This window comes from Flavobacterium sp. MEB061 (assembly GCF_000834715.1).
Classification (GTDB): Bacteria; Bacteroidota; Bacteroidia; order Flavobacteriales; family Flavobacteriaceae; genus Flavobacterium; species Flavobacterium pectinovorum.
Genome location: NZ_JXQR01000017.1, coordinates 1 through 18,657, shown reverse-complemented (window position 1 = coordinate 18,657; position 18,657 = coordinate 1). Strand labels below are relative to the sequence as shown.

At 33.5% G+C, this 18,657-nt stretch carries 15 protein-coding genes and 1 pseudogene; 7 read left to right on the top strand and 9 right to left on the bottom strand.

Going from position 1 to position 18,657, the window contains the following annotated elements; translation table 11 throughout:
• Positions 1-4: 4 nt before the first annotated feature.
• Positions 5-673 (bottom strand): DUF4271 domain-containing protein, encoded by a 669-nt coding sequence (locus RT99_RS10520; protein WP_042564713.1) that lies wholly within the window; start codon positions 671-673, stop codon positions 5-7.
• A gap of 105 nt (positions 674-778) precedes the next feature.
• On the opposite strand from RT99_RS10520, the gene RT99_RS10515 reads away from it, so the two are divergent.
• From RT99_RS10515 to RT99_RS10505, 3 genes are read left to right on the top strand one after another with little or no spacing between them, the layout of a single operon-like run.
• A complete protein-coding gene (locus tag RT99_RS10515) occupies positions 779-1,504 on the top strand; it encodes a polyprenol monophosphomannose synthase (RefSeq protein ID WP_042564738.1) in 726 nt (241 codons plus the stop codon).
• 10 nt (positions 1,505-1,514) lie between these two features.
• Positions 1,515-2,855, top strand: coding sequence for a dihydroorotase (locus RT99_RS10510; protein WP_042564712.1), 1,341 nt, complete (start codon positions 1,515-1,517; stop codon positions 2,853-2,855).
• A 9-nt stretch (positions 2,856-2,864) separates the two neighbouring features.
• Positions 2,865-3,350, top strand: coding sequence for a DUF4296 domain-containing protein (locus tag RT99_RS10505; protein WP_042564711.1), 486 nt, complete (start codon positions 2,865-2,867; stop codon positions 3,348-3,350).
• On the opposite strand, the gene RT99_RS10500 is transcribed toward RT99_RS10505, so the two are convergent.
• Positions 3,351-4,352 (bottom strand): NAD-dependent epimerase/dehydratase family protein, encoded by a 1,002-nt coding sequence (locus tag RT99_RS10500; protein WP_042564710.1) that lies wholly within the window; start codon positions 4,350-4,352, stop codon positions 3,351-3,353.
• A 152-nt stretch (positions 4,353-4,504) separates the two neighbouring features.
• Here RT99_RS10500 and tyrS point away from each other — a divergent pair, with 152 nt between their 5' ends.
• The gene (tyrS, locus tag RT99_RS10495; RefSeq protein WP_042564709.1) at positions 4,505-5,800 is read left to right on the top strand and encodes a tyrosine--tRNA ligase; all 1,296 of its coding nucleotides are present in this window, start codon (positions 4,505-4,507) and stop codon (positions 5,798-5,800) included.
• Between the two features lie 79 nt (positions 5,801-5,879).
• Here the strand turns inward: tyrS and RT99_RS10490 are convergent, their stop codons facing one another.
• From RT99_RS10490 to RT99_RS10470, 5 genes are all read right to left on the bottom strand, one after another.
• Positions 5,880-7,580, bottom strand: a complete 1,701-nt coding sequence (locus tag RT99_RS10490; protein ID WP_042564708.1) for a T9SS type A sorting domain-containing protein — start codon at positions 7,578-7,580, stop codon at positions 5,880-5,882.
• A 143-nt stretch (positions 7,581-7,723) separates the two neighbouring features.
• On the bottom strand, positions 7,724-8,704 hold the full coding sequence (locus tag RT99_RS10485; protein ID WP_042564707.1) for an acyltransferase: 981 nt from the start codon (positions 8,702-8,704) through the stop codon (positions 7,724-7,726).
• 162 nt (positions 8,705-8,866) lie between these two features.
• Positions 8,867-9,211 carry a T9SS type A sorting domain-containing protein gene (locus tag RT99_RS10480; RefSeq protein WP_042564706.1) on the bottom strand — a complete coding sequence of 115 codons (345 nt, stop codon included), beginning with the start codon at positions 9,209-9,211 and terminating at the stop codon, positions 8,867-8,869.
• Positions 9,212-9,340: 129 nt separating this feature from the next.
• Entirely contained in the window at positions 9,341-10,474 is a 1,134-nt protein-coding gene (locus RT99_RS10475; protein ID WP_042564705.1) for a hypothetical protein, read from the bottom strand.
• Positions 10,475-10,678: 204 nt separating this feature from the next.
• On the bottom strand, positions 10,679-13,456 hold the full coding sequence (locus RT99_RS10470) for a TonB-dependent receptor (RefSeq protein ID WP_042564704.1): 2,778 nt from the start codon (positions 13,454-13,456) through the stop codon (positions 10,679-10,681).
• A 230-nt stretch (positions 13,457-13,686) separates the two neighbouring features.
• On the opposite strand from RT99_RS10470, the gene RT99_RS10465 reads away from it, so the two are divergent.
• From RT99_RS10465 to RT99_RS10455, 3 genes are all read left to right on the top strand, one after another.
• Entirely contained in the window at positions 13,687-14,370 is a 684-nt protein-coding gene (locus RT99_RS10465) for a response regulator transcription factor (RefSeq protein ID WP_042564703.1), read from the top strand.
• 242 nt (positions 14,371-14,612) lie between these two features.
• Complete coding sequence (locus RT99_RS10460; protein ID WP_042564702.1) at positions 14,613-15,698, top strand: cell wall metabolism sensor histidine kinase WalK; 1,086 nt, start codon at positions 14,613-14,615, stop codon at positions 15,696-15,698.
• 163 nt (positions 15,699-15,861) lie between these two features.
• Positions 15,862-17,157 carry a porin gene (locus tag RT99_RS10455; RefSeq protein ID WP_042564701.1) on the top strand — a complete coding sequence of 432 codons (1,296 nt, stop codon included), beginning with the start codon at positions 15,862-15,864 and terminating at the stop codon, positions 17,155-17,157.
• On the opposite strand, the gene RT99_RS10450 is transcribed toward RT99_RS10455, so the two are convergent.
• Together RT99_RS10450 and RT99_RS10445 are read right to left on the bottom strand one after the other, a co-directional pair.
• A complete protein-coding gene (locus RT99_RS10450) occupies positions 17,154-18,230 on the bottom strand; it encodes a glycosyltransferase (RefSeq protein ID WP_042564700.1) in 1,077 nt (358 codons plus the stop codon). The two genes, RT99_RS10455 and RT99_RS10450, sit on opposite strands and share 4 nt — an antisense overlap.
• Positions 18,231-18,406: 176 nt before the next feature.
• Positions 18,407-18,657, bottom strand: a pseudogene (locus RT99_RS10445) (hypothetical protein); the annotation flags it as partial.

The window sequence follows — 18,657 nt, the reverse complement described above, 5'->3', positions numbered from 1 at the left end:
TTTACTAAGCCACCTCTTTTGTTATCCAATAATACATGAAATAATAAGGGGCTATTTCAAGAGCGCAAAGATATAAAATAAAATAAAATAACTTACCGATTATTATATTTTGATACGTTTTAATTGAAATAAAGTAGGAAAATAGACTTATACATAGCGAAACGCCTATTATTACTAGCGGGACAATCTTCGGAATATTGTCATAATAGAACAAAACTGCGTTAAAAGGCAGTATTAAAACACCTATGTAAGTCCTGTAAGTCGCTTTTTGTAGGTTGAAAAGGCTTACAAAATCATCAATATTGAAAGAAGTTGCAACGATTTTTTCGATTAAAAATTTCCCCAGAATAAAATAAAGTAAAAATGTAGCGATCTGAATGTATAAGATCCAATCTGTTTTTGAAGCATATCCAAAAATATGCAGCGTAAGCAAAATGAAAAATGAAAACGACAGAATTTGAACAAAAAACAGCCCAACAATAAAGCTGCCTTTCAGGTTGCTGGTGTCGCGATAAATTTTAGCATATTTATCAGAAAAAATAAGTTTGCTAAACTCACTAAATCTTGTTTCGTAAGTTGATTTAGTAATAGCAACGAGAGCAAAGGCCACCACAAATAAAAGTGTTGCCCAATCTTTGTTCTCTAGAATTCTGGGTTGAAGATGTTCAATCATAGCGTTACAAAATTAGTAATTTTTTGTATCAATACTTTTATTATAAATTTATTATGAATGAAATGGCATAAAAAGTTTACTTTTGCCATGAAATTGCCAAGAAAAATGAATGATAGTATTGTCATAATTCCCACTTATAACGAAATTGAAAACATAGAAAGTATAATAAGAGCCGTACTTTCACAACATAAACCTTTTCATCTTTTAATTATTGATGATAATTCTCCGGATCATACTGCAAACAAGGTGATTGCATTGCAGGAAGAATTTGCGGGCAGATTATTTTTAGAACAAAGAGCCAAAAAATCTGGCTTAGGAACAGCTTATGTTCATGGTTTTAAATGGGCTTTGGAACGTAAATATGATTACATTTTTGAGATGGATGCCGATTTTTCGCATAACCCGAATGATCTTGAAAAATTGTATGATGCCTGCCATTTTGGTGGTGCCGATTTATCAATAGGTTCTCGTTATGTAACGGGTGTAAATGTGGTAAACTGGCCTTTAAGTCGTGTATTAATGTCTTACTTTGCTTCGGTATATGTAAAATTTATTACCGGAATGAAAATTCATGATGCCACAGCCGGTTTTGTTTGTTATAAAAGAGAAGTTTTAGAGAAAATAAATCTCAATAAAATAAAATTTGTTGGTTATGCGTTTCAGATTGAAATGAAGTACAGAACCTATTGTGCTAAATTTGAAATTACCGAAGTTCCTATTATTTTTACAGACAGAACAAAAGGAGTTTCAAAAATGAGCAATGCCATTATTAAAGAAGCTATTCTTGGGGTAATTTCACTTCGATTAAAAAAATTAATCAATACATTATAATACCACGGTCATGAATAGGATTTTAATAAAGAATGCTAAAATTGTAAACGAAGGGTCTATTTTTGAAGGTGATGTCTTGATCGAGAACGACTTAATTGTTGAAGTTGCAGATAGTATCAGCCTAAAAACTTCAGATTGTATTGTGATAGATGCCGAAGGAAATTATTTAATGCCGGGTGCTATTGATGATCAGGTACATTTTAGAGAGCCTGGATTAACTCATAAAGGAGATATAGAATCTGAATCAAGAGCTGCAGTTGCGGGCGGAATCACTTCTTTTATCGAACAGCCAAATACGGTTCCTAATGCAGTTACTCAGGAAATTTTAGAAGAAAAATATCAAATTGCTGCCGTAAAATCATTTGCGAATTATTCGTTTATGATGGGTGCAACCAATGATAATCTGGAAGAAGTTTTAAAAACGAATCCAAGAAACGTTGCCGGAATCAAAATATTTTTAGGTTCTTCAACAGGAAATATGCTCGTAGATAACGAAGCAACTTTAGAAAAAATATTTTCCAGCACGCCAATGTTAATTGCGGTTCATTGTGAAGATGAAACGACAATTAAAAATAATCTTGCCCTTTTTAAAGAACAATATGGTGATGATGTTCCGGTAACGGCGCACCATTTAATTCGAAGTGCAGAAGCTTGTTATATTTCGTCATCAAAAGCAGTGGCTTTGGCGAAAAAAACTGGAGCGAGATTGCATATTTTTCATCTTTCGACAGCGAAGGAAATGGAATTGTTTTCGAATAAAATTGCATTAGAAGATAAAAAAATAACGGCCGAAGTTTGTGTGCATCATCTTTGGTTTACCGATGAAGATTACAAAACAAAAGGAAATTTCATAAAATGGAATCCTGCTGTAAAAACTGCCGAAGACAGAAAAGAACTTTGGAAAGCTTTGAATGACGGTCGAATTGATGTTATTGCAACAGATCACGCACCTCATACAAAAGAAGAAAAAAGTCAATCCTATTTAAATGCTCCTTCAGGTGGACCATTAGTGCAGCATGCTGTTGTGGCAATGTTTGAAGCGCATCACCAAGGAAAAATTTCTGTTGAAAAAATCGTAGAGAAAATGTGCCACAATCCGGCTAAAATTTTCAAAATCGAAAAAAGAGGTTTTGTAAAAGAAGGTTATTTTGCTGATTTGGTAATTGTAAACCCGAGTTTGCCGTGGAGTGTAAAATCAGAAAATATCTTATCAAAATGTGGCTGGTCTCCTTTTGAAAACTTTACTTTTAAATCGAGGATTACGCATACGTTTGTAAACGGCGAATTGGTTTATAACAATTTTAAAGTGAAAGACGTTCGCAACGGAAAAAGATTATTGTTTGACAGATAAAATAGGAAGATGAAGAATTTTGTAGTTATAATATTGGTTTTATTTTTTGCTGTAAGTTGTAAAAAAGAGCTTGTAAAAGAGCCCAAACGACTTATTGAGAAAGGAAAAATGATTGATATTATGTATGATTTATCTGTTTTGGATGCGATAAAATACCACAATCCATTATCCTTAGATTCACTTGATGCTAGCCCGAAGCGATTTATTCTTCAAAAATATAAAGTAGACAGTCTACAATTTGCGCAAAGCAATATGTACTATGCTTCAGATTATGAGAGCTATAAAGATATGTTTGATCAAATTGCAAAACGATTAGAAAAAAATCAGAAAAAAGCAGATTCACTGTTTAAGATCGAAGAGAAGAAAGCGGTAAAAGCAAACAAAAATAAGAAGAGCAAAACAACTGGACCAGCTCCTAAACTTAATGAAACTCAACCTGCCCGAAAGATTAATGTTGATTCGATACGACGAGCAATAAGACAGACAAAAAGATAATTATAACTTTGATACTTCTTTAATGTATTGATGTACATCTAAAAAAACCGTTCCCAGAGCGGTTTTTATTTTTTCATTTGAATACAAATTTTTCGAATAAGAGGCTTTCGCTGTTGCTTTTGTTAAACGTCTTTTTTGGAAAAATAAAGACGAGAATATTTTGTCCGCAATCCAAAGAAAATTCATGAAAAACGGAGTTGCATGAATGCTTGGTTTTTTTACTTTTAAGACTTCTGCAATTGTGTTTAGAATATCCCTAAAAACAATATTGTCTGCAATTAAGGTAAAACGTTCATTTTTGATTGTGCTTTTCATTAATTCGTAAGCAATTCTCACTACATCATTTATAGCAACAAATCCTGTATTTCCAAAAGTATAAAACGAAAGTCCGTTTGCCACTTTTACGTATATCTCAGCGCTTCCTTGTTCGCATTTTTTTGTTTTTGGGATTGGTCCTAAAATCACGCCTGGATTAATAATGATAATATCCAGGCCTTCCTGAACGCCTCTCCAGACTTCCATTTCGGCGCCATATTTTGAAATAGCGTAATCGCTGTGAGGTTTTTCAGGATTCCAGTCGGTTTCTTCTGTAATATAGGTTTCATGTGGTGGTAAATCTCCCAAAGAGGCAATTGAGCTTACAAAGCAGAATTTTTTGATTCCTTTGGCCAACGAAAAATTAACCATATTGGCGGTTCCTTCGATATTGGTTTTTCGAAGTGCATCTTCGTCTTTAGGATCAAAAGAAATCAAAGCGGCACAATGGTAAACGTATTCAATGTCGATAAAAGCAATTTCAAGAGAAGGAACATCTAAAATATCGGCTTCAAGCCAATTAATTTTTTCGAATAAATCTCCTTTTTTATACAATTCAAAAACCGATTTTGTTTTTTGAATGTTATTTAGGTTTCGGTAAATAGCCCGGACATTTTCTCCATTTTCGATTAAATGAAGCAATAAATGCGCGCCAACTAAACCTGTTCCTCCAGTTACTAATACCATTTTGTAAAGATAAGTTTTTGCTTTTTTGCCACAAAGGCTCAAAGCCACAAAGTTTTTTTGTTTTTAATAATATTTGCGCCTTTGTGCCTTAGTGGCATAAGTTTTTGCCATTGCCATTACCATTGATTATATTTGCGCAAAATATTTTAAAAATGAAGAATCTAGTTGAAGAATTAAAATGGCGCGGTTTATACCATGATAGCATGCCAGGAACGGAAGAACAATTGCTAAAAGAGGTAACGGCGGCATATATTGGTTTTGATCCAACAGCAGATTCGCTGCATATTGGCAGTATGGTTCAGATTATTTTATTGGTTCATTTAAAGAATTTTGGTCATCAGCCGGTTGCTTTGGTTGGTGGTGCAACTGGAATGATTGGTGATCCTTCCGGAAAATCTGACGAAAGAAATTTGTTGAACGAAGAAACTTTGGCTAAAAACGTTGCCGGAATCAAAAGTGTTTTGTCTCGTTTCTTAGACTTTAATTCAAAAGAACCAAATGCTCCAATTATGGTAAATAACTATGATTGGATGAAAGAATTCTCGTTTATTGATTTTGCCCGTGAAGTTGGAAAACGTATTACGGTAAACTATATGATGGCGAAGGATTCTGTTAAAAAGAGAATTAACGGAGAAGGCGAAGGAATGTCTTTTACCGAATTTACATATCAATTAATTCAGGGATACGATTTTTATCATTTATATAAAAATAATAACTGCCTTTTGCAAATGGGAGGTTCTGATCAATGGGGGAATATTACCACAGGTACGGAATTAGTTCGCAGAATGGGAGGAGAAAATGCTAAAGCGTTTGCTTTAACAACTCCTTTAATTACAAAAGCAGATGGATCTAAATTCGGAAAATCTGAAGGAGGAAATGTTTGGTTGGATGCTGATAAAACTTCAGTGTATAAATTTTACCAGTTTTGGGTAAATGCAACGGATGTAGATGCTGAGAAATATATTAAAATCTTTACATTTTTAGACAAAGAAACTATTGATGCTTTAATCGAAGAGCATAAAGAAGCTCCACATTTAAGAGTTTTACAAAAGAAACTGGCTGAAGAAATTACGATTTTTGTTCATAGTAAAGAAGAATTAGAAAAAGCAATTCAGGCTTCGAATATTTTATTTGGAAATTCTACTTCAGAGGATTTGAAACAATTGGATGAAACGACTTTCTTAGAAGTTTTTGACGGAGTGCCGCAAGCAGAAATCGCAAAAGAGGATCTTGAAAATGGATTGGATATTGTTTCTGTTTTAAACGAAAAAACAGGTTTCTTTAAATCAAACGGAGAAGCGAGAAGAGCTTTAACAGCAAATTCAATTTCTGTGAACAGAGAAAAAATCAAAGAAGATTTTGTTTTGACAGCGAATGATTTGATTAATAATCAGTTTGTGTTGTTACAAAGCGGAAAGAAAAATTATTTTGTATTGAGGATTGTTTGATCCACATTCAGAATTCTTAAATTATAGCTATAAAAAAAGCATCCGCCAAGCGGATGCTTTTTGCATTATTAGATGTTAATTATTTAATAACTTTTCGGGTTTCATTTTTAGATTTGATGATGTAAATGCCGCTTTTTAATGAATCTAGAGATTTGTTTTCTTCATCTTTAGAGCTAACTTCTTTGGTTAAAACTTTTTTACCTTCAAGATTGTAGACATTTATTGAATAAGGCTCCACTTGTTCATTGGTTACTAATGTAGCTGTTGCTGTTTTTGCAAAAGGATTATAGAAAGTTACAGGAATAACAGTTACATTGTTATTTTCGTTTGATTCCGTAATTGTTTTAGAGTCGTCGACCACCATGAGAATGTTCCAGTTATTTTGGAAGGTAGTGCCAGTATTGCTAAAATCCGATGGAAAAATAGTTCCACCTGATACTACATACGATTCTCCGGATTTGACTCCATTTATTTTAATAGCAGTTCCATTGGATTTTAAATCCGCACTATCAAGTGTAGTGTTAGATGATAAATAAAACGTGACATTTGTTGGGGATGATATGCTATTTCCTGTATTTTTAACTGCTATAAACGGTAATGTTATCTGTCCGGATTGATTATTTATTTTGTGCCTTTTGTCTTTTAATTCACTTAATGGGATTGAACTACATTCACCACAATCACTGCTGATGAATGTTTTATCTGAATCTATAATTAAATCTGGCTTTCCGGTTGGAGTTGGAGTTGGAGTTGGAGTTGGAGTTGGAGTTGGAGTTGTTGGAGGTGTCCCATCTTTAACCGTTATTCTTGATGCTGATGAAACTATATTGTTATATACATTAAAATCTTCCGCATTTGTTATCTCTAGGGTTAAATAATAATCACCAATACTTGCATTATAAGGAATACTGTAAATTAGCGCACTGACAACACCATTATTTACGTATTCTCGATCCCATCCACTCGCAACAAGCTTAATATCGTTTCCATTTACAAAGTTTCTTGATGCCGTTAGATATAGTGTAAGTACAGTATTGGTGTTTACAATATCTGTGCCTATATTTGTTACATGAAAATAAGCTCCTTTTCTTATTCCCGATCCTCGATAATAATTATCATTATTAGTTTCAGGAGCAATTGATACGGCTTGTGGATCTGGTTTTTGGCAATTGAATGCAACAAGAGAAAAAATGCTATTATTATTTGTTGGATCAAGTTGATACTCGCTGTCTCCCGCTTCTAGATCTGATGCTGTAATTAAATAATAATTGGCACCTTTACCAAAATTCATCAAATATACGTCTCCAATATTTAAAGGTTTTTCTGTTCTAACATTTACTCTTTCTCTTGTAGTATTAACGGTTAGATTTGAGCAAAAGTTAGTTTGAGCTTCTTGTATAGTTGATCCTAATAAAATTGGTCTGATGTATTTCCATGACAAAGAATTACATAAATCTGGGATTAGTTCAAAATTTGCAGGCTCATCTATTTCCGCTCCTTTATCAAGATAATAATCAACAGCATAAAGTACCTTGTAGTATCTTGAACCGGAAGTTGATCCTGAAACTAAATCAGATTTGTAAATTTTCCCAACTTCTAATTTAAAGCTTTGATTTAAATTTACATCTCTATTTGGTCCAACTGTAATGCTTTTAGCACATTCAGCAGAAATAGCTGTTTCGATATTCGGCCCTAAATCTTGTAATGTATGAAATTTGTAGGTCTGAGTCCAGCCTGTAAAGTTTAAAAAAACAAACAGTAATAAAGTAATTTTTTTCATAATTTTATATTTAAAATGTTACTCTAAAAGTATATTTTAAATATAAATGTAGTATTTTTTTTATATTATATATGTGTTATTAAATCCTGTATATTCTTACATTAAGATAGTTAAAAATAACAATGTTGATTATAAACACCTGTTTACAAAACCATCAAATTACATCCACGAATATCAGAATTATCAAAACGTCCCAATACCTCAAAAGAGTTGTTGGGATTTTTTTTGCCTAAATCCTGAGTGGCAATAAAAGAGCATGAATTGATATTGGCCAAATCAATAACGTTAATTCCACCTGTTTTTCCATTATTTACGTAAGTAAGTGCGTCTTCGGGATCACGAACTAAAATATGCATCCATGACGGACATTCGAAAACGCCTTCGCCTAAAGAATAGGCTTGCGCCAGAAGTTCGGTCATTCCGTATTCTGAATGAATTGCCGAAACTCCAAAGCCTTTGCAAAGCTGTTCATGAAGTTCTTCGCGAATCATTTCTTTGCGTTTTCCTTTCATTCCTCCGGTTTCCATAATGATGGTATTTTGAAGGTTGAATTGATGTTTTTCTATTAAATCTAATAAAGCATAAGTAACACCAATTAAAATCACATTTTGTCCCGATTCGTCTAAAGCGGTCAGTTTTTTAATTAGGTCGTCGTGATTGTGTAAATAAAAGCCGCTTTCGGGCTGATTGGATAGTTTTATTAAGTCTTCGACCATATAAATAAGCGAAGATCCATCTCTTTCGAGATAAGACGGCAAAAGAGCTAAAACAACGTAATCTTCGATATTGCCATAAAACTGAGAAAACCCCTTGCGGTAACTTTCCTCATATAGGGAAATATCGGTCACTAAATGTTTGCTCGTAATCATGCCCGTTGTTCCGCTGCTGGTAAAGATAACCTGAACAGGATTTGAATTGGAAACTACATTATGGCTTTTGAAAAACTGTATTGGTAAAAACGGGATTTGCTCCAGTGATTTTATCTGTTGCGGATTTACTTTTAGAAAGTCGCAAAAGTCACGATATACCTGATTGTTTTCATGCTGAAAACGAAACACTTTTAATGCTATTTTTTCAAATTGTTTCTGACTCGAAATGGTAAATATATCGCTGGCTGTAATCAAAACTTTTTTTGTGCAAAGGTAAGTATAAATGTAAATAGTTTTCAGTTTTTGGTCACAGTTTTCCTGTACAGAGTCTCAAAACCCATACTGTGACTGGAAACAAAAAAAACGGTAATAAAAAAGCCCCAAATAAACATTGGGGCTTTTGATGTATTTTATGTTTTACCGAATGATAAGTTTTCTGGTAGCGGAAGCATTTTCTTCGCTTATTTTAATAATATAAACTCCGGGAGTTAAATCACTAACATTTAATTCTCTGGTAGTTAAATGTGCCTGAATTACTTTTTTTCCTAACAGATCAAAAACAACAATTTCTTTTTCTAAATCGTTTTTTGATGTTATATAGACTTTGCCGTTTGTAACAGGGTTAGGGTACAAGCTTAGGCCCTCAATGGTACTTCCGTCCTGAGGTTTTGGTAATTGCTTACTATTATCCTGCGCTGACGCCGTTATAGTAGTAAAGAAAAAAGCCAATAAAAATATAATATAAAAGTAGTTTTTTGCCATCGCTATTTTTTGATTATTGTAAATATACAAAAAAAAATACAAAAACTACGCCAAAAAAAAACATCCTAAAAAATTAGGATGTTTTTAACATTTTATGTGTGAAGTGATTAGAAAATCAACTTAGTTTAATTACTTAGTCCAGTTAGCCCAAGTTGGTAAGTCAGCACCAGCACCAGCACCTAAAGCACCAGTAGTTGTTCCAGATAATTTAGGACCATCAAATGCAGTAACAGAAGCTCCAAAAGTATAGTTTGTGATAGTAAAGTTACCAGCAGCGATATTTGCAACTGCACCAGCATCTGTAGATAATTTAGCAAGATCTTTAGGCATTCCGTCAGCTACATATAAGTTTGTGTAAGCTTGTTTTCCTCCACCTTCTTTGTAATTGATTGCTTTTTCGTCAGCTAAGAAAGCAGCATCACCTTTAACGATAGAGATGTTAGTGATTTTAGCGTTTGTCATTGGAACAGCTCCACTTGGATCTTTTGCGTTTGTAGATCCTTCAACACCTGCTTTAGTAACACCTTTAATGTATACGTTTGTAGCAGTACCTTGCCATCCGTCAGCAAAATCTAAAGAATCATCATAAGAGTTTACAATTACTAAGTTAGAAGCGTTCACAGCTCCTCCGAAGAATTCAATTCCATCATCACCACTTTCGAAAGTGTATATGTCAGATACTACTGTTCCTGAACCTACTCCGAAGAAAGAAACTCCATTGTATTCTTTTTCAGCAGTATATTTAGAACCTGTATAAGAAATTCTTAAAAAGTTGATATTTCCAGAAGAATCTGCATTGTCATTACCACCATAGCTTAAAGAACCTACTTCAGAAGTACCATTGTCTCCTGTGTTCACTTTACCATTACCAGCGATAATTAATCCACCCCAGTCACTTTGAGCTGGAGTTGCTTTTCCAGAAGTCATAATAACTGGCTTAGCAGCAGTACCATTGATGTTAATTTTAGCATTTCTCTCTACAGCGATATATAAAGAAGTAGCTTCTGCAGTAGCAGAACTTTTAATTACTGTTCCAGCAGGAATAACTAAAGTAGCTCCACCTTTAACAACAAGACCACCTGTTAAAGTATAAGTTTGAGTTGGGTCCAAAGTTACAGTACCATCTTTAATCTCTCCCTTTAAATCGTCAACTTTTAAAACAAAAGAACTGTTGTTCGTATTGTTGTTGTTATTGTCATCAGAACTACAGCTTGTTAAAGCAAGTCCTAATATTGCAGCCATTGCAAATAAACTTTTTTTCATTTTTGTTGTGTTTTATTGTTTTATTTATTCAAGGCAAAGTAAATGAACATATGTTTTTGTTGAGTTAAGACCGTATTAACAATGTATTAAGTATAGTGGTATAAATAAGACTCGACTTAATATAAAATTTACATTGCCGTTTTTAAATTACAAAAGATGATTAGAGTTACCTAATCACCTTTTGTATTTATTTAGAACAGTTTCTTAGAATGTATAATTTAAAGTAAGTCTGAAATCTGAACCTGCTTTGTATGAAACCGCAGTAATATCACCAACAGATTCTTTTCCTGGTACTTTTCCTTGCTCTTGTACACGTTTAAAAGTTGGATTCAGGATGTTATTGTAAATAAGACCTAATTTTAAGTTTTTAGTTAAACTTGTATTAGCGATAAAGTCTAATTTATTTACAGCTTTATCAACCAGGTTTCCTACTCTTGAGGTTCCAATAACAGCTAATTTATCTGAAAAATAAGAGTAAGATACCGTTGCACTGAAATCCTGTCCTTCTCTGAATTCATTTAAAAATGATAAGTTAGCATTGGCAAGGAAATTAGAAGCCCCTGTTAATTTACTTTCTGAAAAAGTAAAGTTTGCTCCAAAATCATTTTCGTTGTTTACTTTATCGTTGCTTAGATCTTGGTTGGTGTATAAATAAGATCCGTTTGCGTCAAAAGAAAGTTTTGTCTTTAGGTTGTTATTATTTTCAATTTCAAAAATATCTTTTCTAAATTCTACTTCTACCCCAGCTACTGTTCCTTTATCTCCTGTATTTGCGTAAGAGATATCATTTGAAGAAGAGTTAAGGAACATTTCGTTGATTGGGTTTTGAATGATTTTTCCGAATGCAGTTACAGAAATTAATTCCCCTGCTTTCGGGAAAAATTCCCATCCTAAATCGAAGTTGTAATTTGTTGAAGCATATAAATTAGGGTTTCCTTCGTATGCTTGTGCGACATCTTCATAAATAATTGGCACTTTTTCTTTAAACTGAGGAAGTGTATATGTTTTGCTCGCAGAAAACTTTAAGTTCTGTTTGTCTGTTAAAGTATATTTTGAAATTAAACTTGGTAAAATGTTAAACTTTGAATCATCAGAATTGCCGCCACCCGGAACTGTTGTTGTGATATAGAAAACACTTTGATTCAATTGTTCCAGTCTAGCCCCTAATATCACACTCAATCTATCCGTTAAAGAGTATTGAACATTAACGAATGCAGCATTAATATCTAAATTTCCATTATACAATTGGTTAATTCTGTTTGAGTATGATGAACCCCAGTGTGCAGGATCTAAATAATTATCTACATGGTGTATGTCTTCTTTAGGAAAAGAAATTGTAGTTCTGTTCGGGAAAAATGAATATTGTTCCATGTTGTAATCTACACTCTTGAACTTTCCTGAATAACCAACAGTTACTTTTCCTTTGTAAGTATCATCACTGCCTTTTTTGAAGTTATAAGAAAGAGCAACATTTGCAGCGATTTCATTTTCTTTTAAGTCCTGAAAAAATCTGTGATTATTGATGTTTGAATTGGTAAAAAATGTGTAGTCTATAGCATTTGGAGCATACACAAAAGAGTTTTGCATACGATCCGGAGTTGCACTATTAGACATGCTGTATCCTACACCCCAATTTAAATTCCACTGATCGTTGAACTTATTTTTTCCTGTTAATTGATTTACAATTAATTGAGTTCTTTCAAAAGTTCCACGTTTAATAAATCCAGATATTTGTTGAAGAGCGTCTCCACCACCATCAAAATTCTGGTTTGTTCCTTCATACTCGCTGTAATCTTGCTCACTTGAATTCAAGAATAAAGAAGTAAAGAAGATCGAGTTTTTGTTGTTGATTTTATAATCAGCTGTACCCATCACAGTTGTAGTAGTACTATGTTTGTACGCCGTTCTGTAAAAATCAGAAAAGATATCTCCGTCAGAAGTAATTCCCCCTCTACTGTATCCTTCTGTGTATTTATTTTTTGCACTAAATGAACCAGTAACAAAAGTACCAATTGAACTTTCATCATTTATATTAAATCTTTTACCAGCAGATAAAGTATAGAAAGCATTTAATATGTTTTTGTTTTCCTGTCTGTCCCAGCTTGTTGCATAGCTATATGGTTGTAATGGAGAGTCTGGAACTCCAACTTTTTTAAATCCAGTATAAGTAGGACCATCTTGTAGATAAAAATGATCTTGACCTAAAACATTTGTGTTAGCCCCTGTTCCAATTGAAAAACTTACAAAAGGTTTACCGCTGAATTTTTTTGCAGCAATATCTATGTTTGCTCCTCCGAAATCGGCATAGTTTTGAGCTTCAAATGTTTTGCTTACTCCAATATTATCTACAATATTTGTCGTGAAAATATCTAAAAGTATATTTTTATTTGCAGGGTTGTTTGATGGTAATGGAAGTCCGTTTAATGTTGTAACATTATAACGATCTCCTAATCCTCTTACGAAAACATTTCCTGAATCGTCGTTTTTAGAAACTCCACTAACTTTAGATACAGCATTTGCTACATCGTTAACTCCTTTTCGAGCTATTTCTTCGGCACCAATTGCAGCTTTAAAAGAAACTGCATTTTTTTGGTCTAATAATAGAGCTGATTCTTTTTGTTTGTTTCCAGCAGATGATTGCACAACAACATCCTTCAAAGCATAACCTTCTCCAGAAGTAAGTGTTTTGTTGATTGTTACAGTTTCGTTTGCTTTAACTGTAACCGGCGCTTCTATAGTTTGGTATCCTAAAAAGCTGAAAATTAAAGTATAGCTTCCCGGATTTACAGATATTGAATATTTCCCGTCGATGTCAGTGTTTGCGCTAATGTTTGTTCCTTTTATTAAGACATTCGCAAAAGGAAGCGATTGATTGTTCATTTCTTTGTCGGTTAATACCCCAGAAATTGTACCTTTGTTTTGAGCGACCGAAATCGTGCAGATAAATAATGTAAATAATAGAAATTTTAGATTGAATTTCATTTTAGTTGTGTTTAATTTATTTTTTTGCAAAGAAAGAACCGCCCTGTAAAGTTCATGTTACGCACTTGTTATGTTTTTGTGTTCTGTAGATTATCAAATTGTTACGAGATTAAATTACCGTTAACTGCGATTTTTAACCGTCGATTTATTATTATATTTACCATCGCAATTAAAAACCATCAGATTTATTAGAATCAAATTTGATGAGAAAACTCAATTTTTGCTATTTTATGAAAAAAACTCAAACCAAGATTTTATTGGTCGACGATGAACCGGATATCTTAGAAATCGTAGGCTATAACCTTGCTCAGGAAGGCTATCAAATTGTAACAGCTTCAAACGGAAAAGATGCAATTGCAAAAGCTCAGAAAGAATTACCAGACCTGATTATTATGGATGTGATGATGGCAGAAATGGACGGTATGGAAGCTTGTGAAAACATCAGAAAAATACCAGAATTAAATAATGTTATCATAACATTTTTAACAGCAAGAAGCGAAGATTATTCGCAAGTAGCTGGTTTCGATGCAGGTGCTGATGATTATATCACAAAACCGATAAAGCCAAAATTACTGGTAAGTAAAGTAAAGGCTTTGTTAAGAAGGTTAAAAGAACAAGAAGTTGTTAGTGATACCTTAAATGTTGGCGGAATCGAAATTAACCGCGAAGAATATAAGATCATAAAAGGGAATGTAGAAATTGCATTACCAAGAAAAGAATTCGAATTGTTTTACCTGCTGGCTTCAAAACCTGGAAAAGTTTTCAAAAGAGATGAAATACTTGATAAAGTTTGGGGTAACGAAGTAGTAGTTGGCGGAAGAACGATCGATGTTCACATCAGAAAATTACGTGAAAAGATTGGAGAAGATCTTTTTAAAACAATAAAAGGAGTAGGTTATAAATTTGAAGTTTAATTTTTTAAGCTGCAATCCCGAAGCCTCGGGACTAGATACTAAGTTGCTAAGTATTTGATTGTGATCTAACATTCAATTATAGTCCATACTTTTGAAATCAAAGTCAATCTTTGTCAAAGTTTAATTTGACAAAGATTGACTTTTTCAAATTTTTACTCAATACATAGAAAATAAGTTTTACTTTTAAATGAACTTATATCACTTATATGGTGAAAAAATCCCTTAATGGTTAAAAATATTCAATGAAAATTAATTTTAAGAAAACATACAAATTTGCTGTAAAGTCGGCATTATATATAAGTCTTTTTGCAACAGGATTTGTGCTGATTTTGATGTCGTTGTTTTATAAAAATCAACTGAAACATCAAATAGGGTTTGGATTAGTTTTTCTCTTATCGATTTACATTTTTTCTTTCCTGGTTTTGCAATATCGTGTAGAACGTTTTATATACAGAAGAGTAAAAAAAATATACGATGAGGTTTCGTTATTAGAATCGACAACACTTATCAATCAGCCCATAACAACAGATATGGAAACGCTTTCGCGTGAAGTAAAAAAGTTTGCTACAGATAAAAAACTCGAAATCGAAATGCTCGAAATTCGTGAAGAATACCGCAGGGAGTTTTTAGGAAACGTTTCGCACGAACTTAAAACACCTTTGTTTACGGTTCAGGGCTATGTTTCTACTTTGCTTGATGGTGCAATGGATGATAAACACATCAGAAAAAAATATTTAAAACGTGCCGAAAAAGGAGTAGAGCGACTTATATATATAGTAGAAGATCTCGACATGATTACCAAACTTGAGTCTGGTGATCTGGATTTGAATATGACAGATTTTGATATCGTTGAGTTGATTCAGAATGTTTTTGATTTATTGGAAATGAAAGCCGAAAAGAAAAAAATCAAATTGGCTTTTGAAAGCAGAAATGTAAAATCGGTTATCGTTCGCGGAGATCAGGACAGAATTCAGCAGGTTTTGGAGAATTTAATTGTAAACTCAATTAAATACGGAAAAGAAGGTGGTTTAACCGAAGTTGGAGTGGTTAATTTAACTAAGAAAAAAGTCTTAATCAGAATTAGTGATAATGGAGAAGGAGTTGAAAAACAAAATATCCCAAGACTTTTTGAACGTTTTTATCGTGTCGATAAAAGCGGAACCCGATCTGAAGGTGGTTCTGGTTTAGGATTGGCTATCGTAAAACATATTATTGAGGCACATAAAGAGAAAGTATATGTAGAAAGTGAATTCGGAATTGGTTCTGAATTCTCTTTTACACTCGAAAAAGCATATAAAGCGCAGAAAGTTGAGGTTAAAAAATTGTAAGCTTCAGAGCTATTAAGTGCTTAAAAATAGAGTTTGGCAATGCGAATAATATTTGCGTAACTATTTCTAAACAAATCTTCTTATTATGATAACACGGTGTTAATGATTTCTTAACATTGGTGATACATCTTTGCACCTTGAATTTTAGTGCATTAGAGAAAAAATGATAAAAAGAAAAATAATTGCAATTTTATTGCTAATTACTTGTGTTGCAAATGCGCAAGAGTTAACCAAAGAAGATGTAAAAAAAGAAGTAGTTCGTCTTCTTGATTCTATCAACAAAGCCAAACTTCCGGATACCAAATCGGGCGTTAGTAACGATGAACACTGGTACGACAGAATCTCCCTAAGAGGTTATGCACAAATACGATACAATGGTTTGTTTTCTACAAACGATAAAGTTTCCTGTGACCAATGTGATAAATCATGGGGAACAACTTCTACAGCTCCGGATGCAAAAGCAAACAACGGACTTTTTATCAGACGTGCACGTCTAGTGTTTTCAGGACAAGTGCATCCAAATGTGTTTTTTTACTTCCAGCCAGATTTTGCCAGTTCACCAAGTAGCGGAATTCAAAATTTCGTTCAAATTCGTGACCTGTATTTTGATCTTTCTTTTGATAAGAAAAAGGAATACCGTGTGCGTGTCGGACAAAGTAAAATTCCGTATGGTTTTGAAAACATGCAATCCAGCTCGCAGCGATTGGCTTTAGACAGAAACGACGCCATGAACAGTGCTATATTAAACGAACGTGATTTAGGGTTATTCTTTTATTGGGCTCCGGCCGAAATCAGAGAGCGTTTCTCGATGTTAGTAAAAGATGGTTATAAAGGTTCCGGCGATTTTGGAGTTTTTGCTTTTGGAGTTTATAACGGACAAATAGCCAATAAATTAGACGGAAACAGAGCGATAAATGTCGTAGCAAGAGCAACTTATCCGTTTGTAATTGGAAATCAGATTATCGAGCCTGGAATTCAGGCATATACCGGAAAATGGGCTTTTACCGGAGAGATTTCTTCAGGCGTAATAGTTAATGATCCTCAATATGTAAAAGACCAGAGAATTGGGGCAACTTTTGTTTTGTATCCAAAGCCATTCGGAATTCAAACGGAATATAATATTGGAACCGGACCTCGCTATAACACACTTACAAACACCGTTGATGAAACAGATCTAAACGGAGGTTATGTATTATTGAATTATAAATTAGACATAAAAAAACAGCATATTTATCCTTTCGCCAAATTTCAGTATTATGACGGAGGAAAAAAATACGAGAAAGATGCCAGAAGTTATGTTGTACGTGATTACGAAATTGGTGTAGAATGGCAGCCGTTTAAAGCATTCGAACTTACGGCAGAGTATGTTATTGCCGACAGAACTTTTGAAGACAGTGCGCTCCCAATCAACAGACAACAAGGAAACTTATTGCGATTGCAAGCGCAGTTTAACTTCTAAGCTTTATCTTCAAATATAGAAAATAGAGAATCCCAGTCGATATTATCCTGAAACTGAGAAAAACCTGTAAACGACTTTACTCTTGATAAATCTTCAATGGTAAAGTCGTCTTGCAATGCATACGGCACCAGATTTTCATCCTGAAGTTTTATCGCTAAATATTCCTGCTCATATTGCCCCGGAGTTGGAATAAAAAAAGCTTTTTTACCCAATTTTGCCAAATCCATTACGGTAGTATACCCCGAACGGCATAAAACCAAATCACTTTCATTGAAGGTTTGTTCCAACTGTTTTGAATTCATGAAATTGTAATAAGTAACATTTCCGGATTCTAGTTTGGTTTGGTCTTTTTCGACTACACCTTTTACAAACACAACTTTCCCTTCATAATTAAGAACTTCTTCCTTTAATTTTTCTTCCAAATAAGTACGTTGAGGTTCCGGTCCCGAAAGAATAATCATCAAATCATAAACCTTTGGAGTTTCCTTTTTGCGCATTCTGCTCAAAGGCCCAATATATTTTAAGTTTAGTTCATTAGTTTCAAGATGTCCTAAATCACCGGTAAGATTTACTTTTTCATTCGTATCAGGAACCCAGCATTCCGTATATTTTTTTATAACATGCTGATGACATTTACTCGTAAACCATGTTGTGTTTCCAGTCATCACATTCAATTGATGCGTAATAAATACCGATGGAATTTTTTTGCTAAAAACCCCTAATCTGTTATCTGAAATAATACCATCAATGCCGTGTTTTTTAACCCACGATTTTACCATTTTTTTCTCATCACGAATGGCTGTAATCATTTTAGGAAGATTTTTAATCAGCTTCCACTTAAAATTTTTACCATTTTTAGCATATTCAATATGATAAGATGGCAATTCAAGAGTTTGCACATATGGAAATTCTTTTCTTAACAAAGCCAGTGCAATTCCGTCAGAAGCGATTATTGGAATAAAGTTATTTTCCTGTAATGCTTTTATAATCGGGATACATCTTGTGGCGTGGCCCAAGCCCCAGTTTAACGGTGCGACTAAAATAGTTTTGTTTGCCGAATATTCAATACTCATATTAAGTTTGCTTTTTGACGAAGATATATAAATAAGTGATTTCTGTTATTTAGCGCATATTACTAAATTATTAACTCTATTGTAAGGCTTTGTTTATATATTAACATAAAAGTTAATGTATAAAAAAAGAGACTAAATTTTTTTAGTCTCTTGATTATTAGTTATCAAATTATTTCTTAATCCTGAATATAAGTTTTGTTACCGTTTGAGTTTATGTAGTATTTACCACCTTTAGGCCCGGTATATACTTTTTTACCATTGTATTCTCCGGTCACTTTGTCTGCAACTTTTGGTGCTTTTTCAGTTGTTTCTTTTACAGTTTTGGTACCGGTTTTTTTAGTTGCCGTTGTTTTAGCTTTTGTGTCCGATTTTATGCCTTCAGCTTTTGCTTTAGTTGCATCGTTTTTTGCTTTGGCAGCGTCAGAAG

Coding starts and splice junctions, on each gene's coding strand:
- RT99_RS10490 (WP_042564708.1), bottom strand. CDS start 7,580: ATGAAAAAAATTACTTTATTACTGTTTGTTTTTTTAAACTTTACAGGC.
- RT99_RS10500 (WP_042564710.1), bottom strand. CDS start 4,352: ATGGTATTAGTAACTGGAGGAACAGGTTTAGTTGGCGCGCATTTATTG.
- RT99_RS10465 (WP_042564703.1), top strand. CDS start 13,687: ATGAAAAAAACTCAAACCAAGATTTTATTGGTCGACGATGAACCGGAT.
- RT99_RS10475 (WP_042564705.1), bottom strand. CDS start 10,474: ATGAAAAAAAGTTTATTTGCAATGGCTGCAATATTAGGACTTGCTTTA.
- RT99_RS10510 (WP_042564712.1), top strand. CDS start 1,515: ATGAATAGGATTTTAATAAAGAATGCTAAAATTGTAAACGAAGGGTCT.
- RT99_RS10460 (WP_042564702.1), top strand. CDS start 14,613: ATGAAAATTAATTTTAAGAAAACATACAAATTTGCTGTAAAGTCGGCA.
- RT99_RS10455 (WP_042564701.1), top strand. CDS start 15,862: ATGATAAAAAGAAAAATAATTGCAATTTTATTGCTAATTACTTGTGTT.
- RT99_RS10520 (WP_042564713.1), bottom strand. CDS start 673: ATGATTGAACATCTTCAACCCAGAATTCTAGAGAACAAAGATTGGGCA.
- RT99_RS10450 (WP_042564700.1), bottom strand. CDS start 18,230: ATGAGTATTGAATATTCGGCAAACAAAACTATTTTAGTCGCACCGTTA.
- RT99_RS10470 (WP_042564704.1), bottom strand. CDS start 13,456: ATGAAATTCAATCTAAAATTTCTATTATTTACATTATTTATCTGCACG.
- RT99_RS10480 (WP_042564706.1), bottom strand. CDS start 9,211: ATGGCAAAAAACTACTTTTATATTATATTTTTATTGGCTTTTTTCTTT.
- tyrS (WP_042564709.1), top strand. CDS start 4,505: ATGAAGAATCTAGTTGAAGAATTAAAATGGCGCGGTTTATACCATGAT.
- RT99_RS10505 (WP_042564711.1), top strand. CDS start 2,865: ATGAAGAATTTTGTAGTTATAATATTGGTTTTATTTTTTGCTGTAAGT.
- RT99_RS10515 (WP_042564738.1), top strand. CDS start 779: ATGAATGATAGTATTGTCATAATTCCCACTTATAACGAAATTGAAAAC.